Origin of the sequence: Shewanella sp. FJAT-51649 (genome assembly GCF_019457435.1) — a bacterium.
GTDB lineage: Bacteria > Pseudomonadota > Gammaproteobacteria > Enterobacterales > Shewanellaceae > Shewanella > Shewanella mangrovisoli.
On sequence record NZ_CP080411.1, the window covers coordinates 4,365,226 to 4,377,857 of the forward strand.

Annotated in this window: 14 protein-coding genes; 7 read left to right on the top strand and 7 right to left on the bottom strand. The window is 47.9% G+C overall.

Translation table 11 applies throughout. The features are described 5' to 3' along the window. Positions 1 to 120: 120 nt before the first annotated feature. Both K0H59_RS19065 and rarD read left to right on the top strand, forming a co-directional pair. Entirely contained in the window at positions 121 to 585 is a 465-nt protein-coding gene (locus tag K0H59_RS19065) for a thioesterase family protein (protein ID WP_220054051.1), read from the top strand. A gap of 215 nt (positions 586 to 800) precedes the next feature. After that, positions 801 to 1,688, top strand: a complete 888-nt coding sequence (rarD, locus tag K0H59_RS19070; protein ID WP_220054052.1) for an EamA family transporter RarD — start codon at positions 801 to 803, stop codon at positions 1,686 to 1,688. Positions 1,689 to 1,746: 58 nt separating this feature from the next. Here rarD and K0H59_RS19075 read toward each other — a convergent pair whose 3' ends face one another. The 5 genes from K0H59_RS19075 to radC all read right to left on the bottom strand — a co-directional run bounded on the left by K0H59_RS19075 (position 1,747) and on the right by radC (position 5,228). Continuing rightward, positions 1,747 to 2,265: a PH domain-containing protein gene (locus K0H59_RS19075; protein WP_220054053.1), complete on the bottom strand. Its 519-nt coding sequence runs from the start codon at positions 2,263 to 2,265 to the stop codon at positions 1,747 to 1,749. A 103-nt stretch (positions 2,266 to 2,368) separates the two neighbouring features. Continuing rightward, on the bottom strand, positions 2,369 to 3,688 hold the full coding sequence (gene argA / locus K0H59_RS19080) for an amino-acid N-acetyltransferase (RefSeq protein ID WP_041412827.1): 1,320 nt from the start codon (positions 3,686 to 3,688) through the stop codon (positions 2,369 to 2,371). 323 nt (positions 3,689 to 4,011) lie between these two features. Next, positions 4,012 to 4,185 carry a 50S ribosomal protein L33 gene (rpmG, locus tag K0H59_RS19085; RefSeq protein WP_006079871.1) on the bottom strand — a complete coding sequence of 58 codons (174 nt, stop codon included), beginning with the start codon at positions 4,183 to 4,185 and terminating at the stop codon, positions 4,012 to 4,014. 6 nt (positions 4,186 to 4,191) lie between these two features. After that, positions 4,192 to 4,428: a 50S ribosomal protein L28 gene (rpmB, locus tag K0H59_RS19090; RefSeq protein WP_006079870.1), complete on the bottom strand. Its 237-nt coding sequence runs from the start codon at positions 4,426 to 4,428 to the stop codon at positions 4,192 to 4,194. Between the two features lie 122 nt (positions 4,429 to 4,550). After that, entirely contained in the window at positions 4,551 to 5,228 is a 678-nt protein-coding gene (gene radC / locus K0H59_RS19095; RefSeq protein ID WP_011624904.1) for a DNA repair protein RadC, read from the bottom strand. Positions 5,229 to 5,349: 121 nt separating this feature from the next. Here radC and coaBC point away from each other — a divergent pair, with 121 nt between their 5' ends. The 5 genes from coaBC to folE all read left to right on the top strand — a co-directional run bounded on the left by coaBC (position 5,350) and on the right by folE (position 10,985). Further along, positions 5,350 to 6,579 (top strand): bifunctional phosphopantothenoylcysteine decarboxylase/phosphopantothenate--cysteine ligase CoaBC, encoded by a 1,230-nt coding sequence (gene coaBC / locus K0H59_RS19100; RefSeq protein WP_088212311.1) that lies wholly within the window; start codon positions 5,350 to 5,352, stop codon positions 6,577 to 6,579. Further along, positions 6,580 to 7,038: a dUTP diphosphatase gene (dut, locus tag K0H59_RS19105; protein ID WP_011624324.1), complete on the top strand. Its 459-nt coding sequence runs from the start codon at positions 6,580 to 6,582 to the stop codon at positions 7,036 to 7,038. A 30-nt stretch (positions 7,039 to 7,068) separates the two neighbouring features. Further along, a complete protein-coding gene (gene slmA / locus K0H59_RS19110) occupies positions 7,069 to 7,662 on the top strand; it encodes a nucleoid occlusion factor SlmA (protein WP_011624325.1) in 594 nt (197 codons plus the stop codon). Positions 7,663 to 7,797: 135 nt separating this feature from the next. Further along, positions 7,798 to 9,786, top strand: a complete 1,989-nt coding sequence (locus K0H59_RS19115) for a S9 family peptidase (protein ID WP_220054054.1) — start codon at positions 7,798 to 7,800, stop codon at positions 9,784 to 9,786. A 548-nt stretch (positions 9,787 to 10,334) separates the two neighbouring features. Further along, the gene (gene folE / locus K0H59_RS19120) at positions 10,335 to 10,985 is read left to right on the top strand and encodes a GTP cyclohydrolase I FolE (protein WP_011624327.1); all 651 of its coding nucleotides are present in this window, start codon (positions 10,335 to 10,337) and stop codon (positions 10,983 to 10,985) included. Between the two features lie 94 nt (positions 10,986 to 11,079). Here folE and pyrE read toward each other — a convergent pair whose 3' ends face one another. Both pyrE and rph read right to left on the bottom strand, forming a co-directional pair. After that, entirely contained in the window at positions 11,080 to 11,727 is a 648-nt protein-coding gene (gene pyrE, locus K0H59_RS19125; RefSeq protein ID WP_220054055.1) for an orotate phosphoribosyltransferase, read from the bottom strand. Between the two features lie 96 nt (positions 11,728 to 11,823). Then, positions 11,824 to 12,537, bottom strand: a complete 714-nt coding sequence (gene rph, locus K0H59_RS19130) for a ribonuclease PH (protein WP_011624329.1) — start codon at positions 12,535 to 12,537, stop codon at positions 11,824 to 11,826. Positions 12,538 to 12,632 lie beyond the last annotated feature (95 nt).

Below are 12,632 nucleotides of genomic sequence, written 5' to 3' on the forward strand. Positions count from 1 at the left end.
CAAAGGCTTAAGTTGCATTAGGCATAGGCTTGGCTGTAGATTAATTGCTCTAAGTCGAACGCCATTGCGCACGCTTCGACCCTATTCTAAGAAGCCCTACAGCCTACAAGGACGAACAGCATGACAAACCCAATTCAAGCCGAAGTACTCAAACGTGTTGCCGAAGTGTTTGATCTGCACGTACCGTTTCATAATTTATTGGGTCTAGATATCAAACGCTACGACATCGATGGCGTCGAAGTGGTGATTAATATGAAGCCAGAACTCATTGGCAATATTCACCAACAAATTCTCCACGGTGGGGTCACGGCTACTGTGCTCGATGTGGTCGGAGGGCTCACCGCCTTTGCAGGGCTCGTCGCTAGTCGTGATGATTGGACTGTGGAGGAGTTACAACAACGGTTGCAAACCTTAGGCACTATCGATATGCGCGTCGATTACCTGCGCCCCGGGCGTGGACAGGTTTTCACTGGCACGGGCAGCGTGATCCGTGCCGGCAATCGCGTCTCGGTATGTCGCATGGAGCTTCATAACGAGCAAGGAACCCATATAGCCTTCGGCACTGGCACTTATATGGTTGGCTAGTCCGTTGTCACACATCGTTTTTTAGAAATTTTTTACCGCATTCATCATCGATAAGTTAAAGGAAAACACCTTGATTATTCAGGTGTTTCCCTCTGCTTTTTGCTAAGCATTGGTTATTAGAGACATCCTGTAACGAAAAAGGCGGGCGCACACACCTTGAGTCAATTCCCATAGCCTCCTACAATCGCCGTCCTGTTGTCCTTCGAAGATGTCTCATGCCTGATACTGAATACCGCAAAGGGATCCTACTTGCCGTCAGTGCTTACTGTATGTGGGGATTTGCGCCCTTATATTTCAAACTACTCCACCATGTTTCGGCGACCGAAATTTTACTGCATCGGGTGATCTGGTCATTTGTGTTTATGGTGATCATCATGCTGTTTATCGGTGGCTTTGGAAAGCTGCGCCAACTGTTTAAACAGCCAAAGCAGCTACTCGTGCTCACCATCACCTCCCTGCTGATTGCCGCCAACTGGTTGATTTTTATCTGGGCCGTGAACAACGATCATATGCTCGATGCCAGCTTAGGTTACTTTATTAATCCCCTACTGAATGTGCTGCTCGGCATGCTGTTTTTAGGAGAAAGATTACGTAAGTTGCAATGGTTTGCCGTCGCGCTGGCGAGTGCAGGCGTGCTTATTCAGTTAGTCTCATTCGGTTCTATTCCCATTGTCTCCCTCGCCTTGGCGGGCACCTTCGGGGTGTATGCGCTGCTGCGTAAAAAGGTCAACGTGGATGCAAAATCGGGTCTGCTAGTCGAAACCGCCATTCTGCTACCGGTCGCATTGGTTTATCTGGTCGCGACTTTAGATAGCGCCACGGCGAATATGCTCACCAACGATTGGCACCTTAATTTGTTATTGATGGCGGCGGGGATTGTCACCACAATTCCACTATTGTGTTTTGCCGGTGCGGCGGTACGTATTCCATTGTCTATGCTCGGCTTTTTCCAATATATCGGCCCGAGTATTATGTTTATCCTCGCGGTAACCTTATTCAATGAACCCTTCGATGCCGAGAAGAGCATCACCTTTGGTTTTATCTGGAGCGCCCTGTTGGTGTTCACATTCGATATGGCCTATAAACGCAAAACGGCGCAATAACATCACGCCGCAGCCGACAGTTGCAAAAATAGTGGTTAAGTGAGCATGTACTTAACAGCTATTTTTGTAGCTGGGTAATAAACCTTTCGCCCTCGGGCACAGACAAAAGCAGATTGTAGCCTCGCGTCGTTGGCACTAGCACTAGTTCGGATTTATCCGTCACAGCCACAAATGCCTTACCCTTCCCTTTTAGATTAAACCAGCCGAGTTGAAATCCTGGCATACCGATACCATTGGTTTTAAAGCTAGGTGCTAAATCCGCCTCCTGCTTCAAATCGATAATGCGCGCCTGCTCGACCAGCAGCTCGGAGCGTGCTAACTGCACTTTATAGAAGGGAATATCGAGTTTTAGCTCGGTGTCGGTTAGCGCGATTTCAGCATTATGGGATTGATAAAACACCCAAGCAAATCCGCCAATCATCACTAACAAAATACCTAAGCTCGCCGATTTCGCCACTTTCGGCATAGGTTTAACCCACAACATCCACAGCACACCAGCCAAACCTAGCAGCAAGATAATAAAGCTTAAAATGGAGGTTTGAGTCAGAGGCGCGAGGGAGAAAAACTGAGTCACCATGGTGGACAGTCCTTAAGGAAGAAAAGCTTAATCTGCCAACAAAGACATATTATGTCAATAAAAATGCCAGCGCTAGGCTGGCATCTTATCAAGCGTGAAAAGCTTACAGATCGAGGGCGAGAATTTTAGAGCGGCGCTGGTAGTTATACAGCTGCTTTTTCTTCTGCGGTAAGGCTTCCACATCTTCAATCACAAAGCCATGCTCTAAGAACCAGTGAATGCTGCGGGTAGTCAAGGCAAACAAACGGGAATAGCCGCGGCTACGCGCCTGACCTATGATGTTTTTCAGCAGCAAACTGCCCCTATCTGCATCGCGATAATCTGGGTGTACTACCAAACAAGCAAACTCCCCGGCATTATCCTCCTCGAAGGGATACAGGGCCGCACAGCCAATCACTAAGCCATCACGCTCAATCAACATAAACTGCTCGATCTCAATCTCAAGCTGCTCACGACTGCGGCGCACCAAAATGCCTTGCTCTTCCAAGGGACGAATTAAGTTTAGTACGCCGCCAATATCGCTAATCGACGCGCGGCGCAGACGCTCAGCGCTTTCTGTTACGATTTGCGTACCTATCCCTTCACGGGAGAATAACTCCTGCAGCAAAGCACCGTCATCGAGATAACTGACCAAATGACAACGGGGCACACCATTGCGGCACGCATCAATACTCGCCTTGAGAAAAGCCATAGTGCCAACACAGGCTGAACCTTGCTCAGCGAGCTTAGTCAGAATGTTTTGCGCATCATTTGGCATTAATTCGGCAATCACATCGCCATTGCGATCGAGGATACCGTTTTGCGAACTAAAGCCAATCATCTTGTCGGCCTTCAGCTTGATCGCGACTTGAGTGGCAATCTCTTCGGCGGTGAGGTTAAAGCTTTCGCCAGTGACGGATGCAGCAATCGGCCCCATCAACACGATACAGTGGTTATCGAGCTGACGCTTAAGCCCTTGAGTATCGATACGGCGCACTTTGCCGCTTAAACAAAAATCCACGCCATTATCGACCCCCAGAGGCTGGGCGATCACAAAGTTACCGCTGACTAAGTTGATTTGCGCGCCTTGCATCGGCGTATTACTTAGGCTCATCGATAAACGCGCGGTGATATCAAACTGCAATGCGCCCGCGACCTGCTTGATCACTTTAAGCGAGTCTTCATCGGTGATACGTACACCTTCGTGGTAGGCGGGTTCAATCCCATTGGCTGCCAACGCCGCATCGATTTGCGGCCTCGCGCCATACACCAACACCACTTTAATGCCTAAACTGTGCAACAGGGCCACGTCATTTAAAATGCCGCGAAATTGATTTTGTGCTAAAGCCTCGCCACCCAACATCACCACAAAGGTTTTCCCTCTATGGGCATTGACGTAAGGGGCAGAATGACGAAATCCATCAACCAGTTCAGTGGTACGCACGCGTTGTTTACACCTCATATTAGAGCTGGCAATGCCAACATGACACACCAGGAGTGAATGACTAAAACACGCGTATAGTATTGCATTTTAATTCACCAATAAAGAATTTATTCTCATTAAAATGCAGTTTTAATACAATAAAGTGCTTATATTTTCAAAAAATTGCATTTTTGATAAATGATCACATTTTTTTAACTCGATGTGATTTAGCTGCACTGGCCAAGTATGGGGCAGATTTATCTCAACTTGATGACCAGAAGCCAAAAAAAGCCCAAAAAAAAGCCCCTTAGATAAGGGGCTTTTCTCGAAACACTAAACAAGGATTACTTGATTTTTGCTTCTTTGTAGATAACGTGCTGACGAATAACTGGATCAAATTTTTTGATTTCCATTTTTTCTGGCATGTTACGCTTGTTTTTTTCAGTTGTGTAGAAGTGACCAGTTTTAGCTGTAGAAACTAATTTGATCTTCTCACGATTACCTTTAGCTTTAGCCATGATCTATTACACCTTCTCGCCACGGGCACGAAGTTCAGCAACAACAACTTCAATACCTTTCTTATCGATCAGACGGATACCTTTAGTAGATACACGTAACTGTACGAAACGTTTTTCTTCTTCTAACCAGAAACGGTGGTTTTGCAGGTTAGGTAAAAAACGACGACGGGTCGCGTTTTTTGCGTGCGAACGGTTGTTACCAACCATCGGCTTCTTGCCAGTAACTTGGCATACTCTTGACATGTCAGTCTTCTCCAAAAAACAATTTTAACGCTCGAGCATTAATGTACCTCGTATGGCCGTCGCCCGAGGCACAAAGAGGGCGCATTTTATACACGATCATAGAGGTAAGATCAAGCGTTAGATTAATTAATCCAGCCTCGTTCCGCGAAGGAAACTATCTCTCGATCACCAACAACCATATGGTCCAGTAAGGATACGTCTATGGTTGCTAACGCATTTTTTAATCGCTCAGTTATTCGTCTGTCAGCCTGACTGGGCTCGGCAATACCAGACGGATGATTGTGACACACTATGACGGCAGCAGCCTTTTTCTCCAGCACTAGGCTCACCACTTCACGTGGATACACCGAAGCTGAATCTATTGTTCCGCGGAATAATTCGACGAATTGAATCACTCTATGCTGGCTATCCAGCAGCAAAATTGCGAACACTTCATAGGAGCGGTCAGCTAATTGTCTCATTAAATAATCCCGAGTTAAATCGGGATTTGTCAAAACCTGACCTCTCTGCAGGTTTTCTTGTGCCACACGCCTCGCTAATTCAGCCGCGGCTTGAAGCTGGGCGTATTTTACAGGTCCCACGCCCGGAAGTCGACACACCTGATGCTTTGGTGCGCAAAGTAAGCTTCTTAATCCACCAAATTCATGAATGAGTGAGCGTGCAAGATCGACCGCATTCAATCCGCTCAGCCCATTTCGCAGTAAAACGGCCAGTAATTCTGCATCCGAGAGATGGGCGGCGCCTTTTACTAATAATTTATCCCGCGGGCCTTCGCCCTCGGGCCAATCCTTAATCGCCATACGACCTCCCTGTCAGCGCGAATTTTCACTTTAGACAAGTATGGACGAGATTTTTTGAACTGGGACAGTCACGCCAATTAGTCGCTTTGTGGTATGGTTGGCGACATTATTTCAATCTCGGATGATGTCTGTGAGCCTGATAACGAAAAACGTCCTACTGGGTATTGGTGGCGGCATAGCGGCCTACAAAAGTGCGGATTTAGTGCGCCGCTTAAAAGAACGCGGCTTTGATGTGCGAGTGGTGATGAGCCAGAGCGCCATGGAATTTATTACCCCTCTCACTCTGCAAGCCTTATCAGGCCATCCCGTGGCATCAAGTTTACTCGATCCCGCTGCCGAAGCGGCAATGGGTCATATCGAGCTCGCGCGCTGGGCGGATTTAGTGATTATCGCCCCCGCCACCGCGAATTTACTGGCCCGTATCAATGCGGGCATGGCGGATGAGCTTATCACCACCACTTGTCTTGCGACCGAAGCGCCGATAGCCCTGTGTCCCGCGATGAATCAGCAGATGTATCGCAATGCAGCCACCCAAGCCAATTTAGCGAGTTTACAAGGCCGAGGTTATACCCTGTGGGGCCCCGCCAGCGGCAGCCAAGCCTGTGGCGAAGTAGGCCCTGGTCGTATGCTCGAACCGTTAGAAATCGCAGAATTAGCCAGTCGCTTTTTTGCAACAAAAGATGTCTATGCTGAACAGGAAACTCAGCCGCTAGCGGGCCAGTCGGTGCTCATTACCGCAGGACCAACCCGCGAAGCCATCGATCCGGTGCGTTATATCTCTAATCACAGCTCAGGCAAGATGGGATTCGCCTTAGCAAAAGCCGCCGCCGACATGGGCGCCGCTGTGACCTTGGTCTCAGGTCCAGTAAATTTAGCAACCCCTGAGGGGGTGACGCGAATCAATGTCGAATCCGCGCAAAACATGCTCGACGCTGTGATGGATAATGTTGATAAAAAAGATATTTTCATTGGCTGCGCGGCGGTTGCCGACTATCGCGTCAGCGATATTGCGGACTGTAAGATCAAAAAGTCCGCCGAAGAAATGCAACTTGCGCTGGTGAGGAATCCTGATATCTTAGCGACGGTCGCAAGCTTGGCAAACCGTCCTTTTGTGGTGGGATTTGCCGCCGAAACCCATGATGTAGAAACCTACGCCCGCGATAAACTCAAACGCAAAAACTTGAATATGATCGCCGCAAACGATGTATCCGTTGCTGGCCTTGGCTTTAATGCCGATGCCAATGCCCTGCGTGTATTCTGGCCGCAGGGTAGTCAAGATTTGCCTGCTACCGATAAACTCACGTTGGCTCGGCAATTACTTTCGTTGATAGTGAAAGAAAAAACAAAATAAATGAAAACACCGATTGAATTAAAGATCCTCGATTCCCGTATTGGTTCTGAATTCCCTCTGCCCGCCTATGCCACGCCTGGCAGCGCGGGAATGGATCTTCGCGCCATGATAGATACCACAATGACGATAGCCCCAGGTGAGACTCAGTTAATCCCTACGGGCATCGCCATCCACGTGGCAGACCCAGGCCTTGCCGCCGTGATCCTGCCCCGTTCAGGCCTTGGCCATAAGCACGGTATCGTACTCGGCAATCTGGTTGGGCTTATCGATTCAGATTATCAAGGTCCCTTGATGGTTTCTTGCTGGAACCGCAGCGATACCCCATTCACTTTAGAAATTGGTGATCGTCTCGCACAACTCGTGTTTGTTCCAGTGGTACAAGCACAATTCAAACTCGTTGATGAGTTCGACAGCTCAGATCGTGGTGAAGGTGGATTTGGCCATTCTGGCACTAAATAACCAGCATCGATATTGAGCAAGGATACTGCAATGGCTGTAAGCCCAAAAATTAATCGTCGTGAACACATACTGCAATGCCTAGCGCAAATGCTAGAAACCAGCCCAGGACAACGTATTACCACCGCTAAACTCGCCTCTGAGGTCGGTGTATCGGAAGCGGCACTCTATCGCCACTTTCCGAGTAAGGCGCGGATGTTTGAAGGGTTAATTGAGTTTATTGAAGAGTCACTACTCTCCCGCATCAACATCATCATGGACGATGAAAAAGACACCATGAGACGTTGCCAATTGGTGCTACAACTGCTGTTGATTTTCGCCGAGCGCAACCCTGGGATCTCTCGGGTACTCAATGGCGATGCACTCTTAGGTGAAAACGAGCGTCTACGCAGTCGTATCAGCACCCTATTTGCCAAAATTGAAACCCAACTCAAGCAAATTCTGCGGGAAAAAACCCTACGTGAAGGGAAAGGCTTTAATTTAGATGAGGCTATTTTAGCTAATTTGCTGTTAGCCTTCGCCGAAGGGCGAATCGCCCAATTTGTGCGCAGCGAGTTTAAACTCAAACCAACGCAGCACTTCGATGAACAGTGGCGCTTTATTCAGCATCAGCTGTTGCAAAGCTAATGATTTTTCAATACAAAGGACGGTAATCACCGTCCTTTCTTTTATCCCCCACGCCTTGTATCGGTATTTCTTTTATTTTAATCTCAAGTAAACATTTTCAAAACAAAAAACACAATAATATTACAAGGATGTCAGATGAAATCTTTGCCATTTGCTGCATTGGCCGTAATTTGCTTGCCTATTATGTCTTTCAGTACATTCGCGGCCGAAACCTCGGCGACAAATGCCCTGTCACAATCCCAATTATTCAGTCGCGGTAACGAGTACTCTAACGTCAAGATCTCGCCTACCGGCAAATACTTAAGTGCAATCACCAGTGTCGAAGGCAAGAATGTACTTTTAGTACTCGATGCTAAAACCAAAAAAATGCTTAATGCAATTCGCTTCCCGAGCAACGCGCAGGTAGGCACCTATGAATGGGCCAATAGCGAGCGCATTGTACTGGCAAAAGAATACCTTAAGGGCTGGACCGATGTGCCCCAATACTACGGTGAATTAATGGCGGTCAACGCCGATGGTTCTCGCAAGGCGTACCTATTCGGCTATAACAGCGGCGAGCAACAAACTGGCTCGAATATCAAGAAAAACACCCCAATGCGCGCCACCGCCTTTATTCTCGACCCTCTGCCTGATGACGAGCGTTATATGCTGGTCAATGCGATTCCTTGGAATAATGAATCGAACTTAAACTTTGAATTGCTGCAGGATGTCTACCGCGTAGACCTATTTAACGGCACGCGTAAGCGCATTACAGGTTCTCCCATTGGCCAAGCTCGCTTTATGACAGACCATGAGGGTGAAGTCCGCTTTGTGGCTGGGGAAGATGGCAAAAACATCACTAAAGTCTTTTACCGCAAAGATGGCGAATGGGTAAACACCGACAAACTCAACCTTGGCTTAAGCGATTTCAAGCCTATCTCCTTCGCCGATAATAAAAATAGTATTTACGCCGCAGGCCGAGTGGGTAACGAAACCTTAGGCGTATATCGCATCAATCTCGAAACGGGCGAGAAGGCTGAGATTATTCAAGATGAAGCGGTCGATCCGAGCAACTTCTGGATCAACGGCACCAATAAGCAGCTGTATGCCGTTGAGTTTGAAAATGGCTACCCCAGTTATGCCTTTGTCGATAACAACGATAACCATGCCAAACTGCTTAAGGATTTACTCGCGGCCTTGCCGGGGCATCAGGTGCAGATCGTCAGCGAAACCCGTAATGGCGAACAATTAGTGGTGATTGCATTTAACGATCGCAATCCCGGTGATTACTATTTGTTTGATACGAAAAAGCTCAAGCTAGAGTATCTAACTGCGGCCCGCAAATGGCTCGACCCCGAAAAAATGGCGGAGGTTAAACCTATTAGTTTCACCAACCGTGATGGCCAGAAAATCCATGGCTACTTAACCTTACCCTTCGGCAAAGAAGCCAAAAATTTACCCTTGGTCGTGAATCCCCATGGTGGTCCCCATGGCATTCGTGACTGGTGGGGTTTTGACCCACAAAACCAACTACTTGCTCAAAATGGTATGGCGGTGTTGCAGGTTAACTTCCGTGGCTCAGGTGGTTATGGCGAGCGTTTCGAGCAAGCAGGCTATCAAAAGTGGGGATCAGATATTCAGCACGATATTATCGATGCAACTCAATATGTGATTGGTCAAGGCTTTGCCGATAAGGAACGAGTGTGTATCGCAGGCGGTAGCTTTGGCGGCTATAGCGCACTACAAAGCGCCGTATTAGCGCCCGATATGTTTAAATGCGCGGTTGGGTTTGCCGGTGTGTATGATCTGGAGTTGATGTTTGATGAAGGTGACGTCGCCAGAACACGCTCAGGAACAAGTTATCTTAAGGACGTACTCGGCCAAGACAAAGCCACCCTAAAAGCCATGTCTCCCTCAGAAAACGTTGCTAAATTGAAAGCAAACCTCTTACTGGTGCACGGTGGTGACGATGAGCGAGCGCCGATTGAACAACTCGAATCACTCGAAAAAGCTCTCAAAGCCCATAATTATCCCTACCAAAAACTGGTGATGAATAACGAAGGCCATGGTTTTTATAACGATGAGCATAGAGCCAAGTATTACGATCAGATGCTGAGCTTCTTAAAAACCAACTTAAAACTTTAGCACTCACTAAAATAACTAGGGCGTGTTGACGTTTCGAGATTAAATTTTGTTCGTTCTGGCAAGCACGTGCTCGCGAAACGAGGAATGATGTGTAGTTATTCTACTCAAATGACGAGCGGCTCTTATGACAGAAAGTCAGAGCAAGGGCTTGCCAGACGAACCCTTCGGGCAGCATTGGGCTGGTTTTTCTGCCGCGTTATCGTCCGTTTATGTAGAATAACTACACTGCACGAACTTTGCCTTGCATAAAAGCCAGCCACATTGCCGCAAAAATAACCCTGAAACGTCAACACGCCCTATTATCTTCATCAAGATAATGATGTTTTAGCGCCTCAAGGAGCCGATAATCGATAAGGACTATCGGCTTTTTCATCTTCAGCGTGAGCGTTTTTTGGTATGAATTATCCGCAATTCGCGCTATTCTCCCCCACCTTGTTCTTACCCAGATAAGAACGAGTCGATTTGTACCTGAGTTCACCCATTGTACAAACTCAGTTTAGGGTGCTAGGTTTTTAGTGATAGCCGCTACTGCAGTAGTGGAGGATAAGATGGCATTAAGTGAAGCAGCAGTAAAAGTACAAGCCGCCCTACAAGAACGCGGACTTGAAACCCCCATGCTCCCCAATGTGTTTACGCCTGAAGAGCGTAAGGACAAGATTGAATTCCATATGAAGGAAATCCTGACGCTAATGTCACTGGATCTTTCCGACGACAGTCTTGCCGATACTCCACGCCGCATCGCCAAAATGTATGTCGACGAAATTTTCTCCGGCTTAGACTATGAGAACTTCCCGAAGATCACTGTCATTGATAACAAAATGGGCTTCGATGAGATGGTGCGCGTGCAGGATATCAGCCTGACCAGTACCTGTGAGCATCACTTAGTCACTATCGATGGCACAGCGACGATCGCTTATATTCCTCGTAAGAAAATTATCGGTTTATCAAAGATTAACCGCATAGTGCGTTTCTTCTCCCAGCGTCCACAGGTACAAGAGCGCTTAACTCAGCAAGTGTTAGTAGCCTTGCAAACCCTGCTCGAAACCAAAGACGTGGCCGTGAAAATGGATGCGGTGCATTACTGCGTCAAATCCCGCGGCGTGATGGACTCCACCAGCTCCACCACAACCACCGCCTTAGGGGGCATTTTTAAATCTAACCCCGCCACCCGTGCCGAGTTTTTAAATCAATCCAAATAAGCTGTTGGATTTAATCAGGGCATAAAAAAACGCTGCCATTCTTATCGAATCGCAGCGTTTTTGTTTTAGCAGTTTATCACAGGCTTAAGCCTTATTAGGCCTCAATGCCATATTGCTCACGGTACTGGCTTACCGCAGCCAGTTGCGCTTCCATACCCGGTTTTTCTGACAGGTAGCTGATCAGATCCGCAAGCTTGATGATCGCCACAATACCGCAGCCAAAATCACGCTCAACCTCTTGGATGGCCGACAGTTCGCCCTTGCCCTTCTCTTGTCTATCCAGCGCGATTAATACGCCAGCCAGCTGCGCCTGATGGGCCTCGATGATTTCCATCGACTCACGAATTGCCGTACCTGCGGTGATCACATCGTCCACCAACATTACCCGACCTTTAAGCTCGCTACCGACTAAGCTGCCGCCTTCACCGTGATCTTTTTTCTCTTTACGGTTAAAGCAGTAGGGAATATCGATATCATGGTGTTCGCACAAGGCCACCACCGTCGTGGTCGCAATCGGAATACCTTTGTAGGCAGGGCCAAACAACAGATCATACTCTATGCCTGAATCCACTAACGCCGCCGCATAAAAACGTCCTAAACGCGCAAGGTCTCGTCCAGTATTGAATAAACCCGCATTAAAGAAATAAGGACTGATACGGCCCGATTTAAGGGTAAACTCACCGAATCGCAGTACCTGACGCTCTAGGGCAAATTCAATAAACTCACGTTGATAGGCTTTCACAATCTCTCCTTACGACTTTAACGTTCTATTTTTATTGGGTTATAGCAATATTGATTTAATAAAAAGCCCCATAACGGGGCTTCTTATCAACAACAATTAATTCAATGCGGCTTTCTGCACATCGACGATTTCACGAATACTGTTCTTCGCCAACCCGAGTAGCTCAATCAATTCTTCATGGCTAAACGGCTCACCTTCGGCCGTACCTTGAATTTCAATAATCTTACCGGTTTCCGTCATAACTACGTTCATATCGGTTTCGGCAGCGCTGTCTTCCACATATTCGAGATCGCTGATCGCTTCGCCGTTGTAGATACCAACGCTGACCGCAGCAATCAAAAACTTCAGCGGGTTAGACTTGATAATGCCCTTACCACGGGCCCAGTTCAGCGCATCAACTAAAGCCACACAGGCACCTGTGATAGACGCGGTGCGAGTACCGCCATCGGCTTGGATCACATCGCAATCGATAACGATAGTGTTTTCACCAAGGGCTTTCATATCGACGCAAGCACGCAGTGCACGACCAATCAGACGTTGGATCTCTTGAGTACGGCCAGATTGCTTGCCGCGAGCCGCTTCACGGTCCATACGGCTGTGGGTTGAACGTGGCAACATACCGTATTCTGCCGTCACCCAGCCTTGTCCCTGACCTTTTAGGAAACGTGGCACACCCTCAGTAAAACTGGCGGTACAAAGTACTTTGGTTTCGCCAAACTCCACTAACACAGAACCTTCGGCGTGGGCCGTAAACTGGCGAGTGATAGTGATGGGACGTGTTTGTGCTGGCGTTCTGTTACTTGGACGCATGCGAGATTCCTGTATTCTGAGTCATTGACCGATTTTGGCTGCATATTATAGGGATTTGTGCCTGAGGATGCCATGCCTAGGGCCATTCTCTGACA

Coding starts and splice junctions, on each gene's coding strand:
- K0H59_RS19115 (WP_220054054.1), top strand. CDS start 7,798: ATGAAATCTTTGCCATTTGCTGCATTGGCCGTAATTTGCTTGCCTATT.
- K0H59_RS19065 (WP_220054051.1), top strand. CDS start 121: ATGACAAACCCAATTCAAGCCGAAGTACTCAAACGTGTTGCCGAAGTG.
- rpmB (WP_006079870.1), bottom strand. CDS start 4,428: ATGTCAAGAGTATGCCAAGTTACTGGCAAGAAGCCGATGGTTGGTAAC.
- rarD (WP_220054052.1), top strand. CDS start 801: ATGCCTGATACTGAATACCGCAAAGGGATCCTACTTGCCGTCAGTGCT.
- rpmG (WP_006079871.1), bottom strand. CDS start 4,185: ATGGCTAAAGCTAAAGGTAATCGTGAGAAGATCAAATTAGTTTCTACA.
- slmA (WP_011624325.1), top strand. CDS start 7,069: ATGGCTGTAAGCCCAAAAATTAATCGTCGTGAACACATACTGCAATGC.
- K0H59_RS19075 (WP_220054053.1), bottom strand. CDS start 2,265: ATGGTGACTCAGTTTTTCTCCCTCGCGCCTCTGACTCAAACCTCCATT.
- dut (WP_011624324.1), top strand. CDS start 6,580: ATGAAAACACCGATTGAATTAAAGATCCTCGATTCCCGTATTGGTTCT.
- rph (WP_011624329.1), bottom strand. CDS start 12,537: ATGCGTCCAAGTAACAGAACGCCAGCACAAACACGTCCCATCACTATC.
- radC (WP_011624904.1), bottom strand. CDS start 5,228: ATGGCGATTAAGGATTGGCCCGAGGGCGAAGGCCCGCGGGATAAATTA.
- folE (WP_011624327.1), top strand. CDS start 10,335: ATGGCATTAAGTGAAGCAGCAGTAAAAGTACAAGCCGCCCTACAAGAA.
- coaBC (WP_088212311.1), top strand. CDS start 5,350: ATGATGTCTGTGAGCCTGATAACGAAAAACGTCCTACTGGGTATTGGT.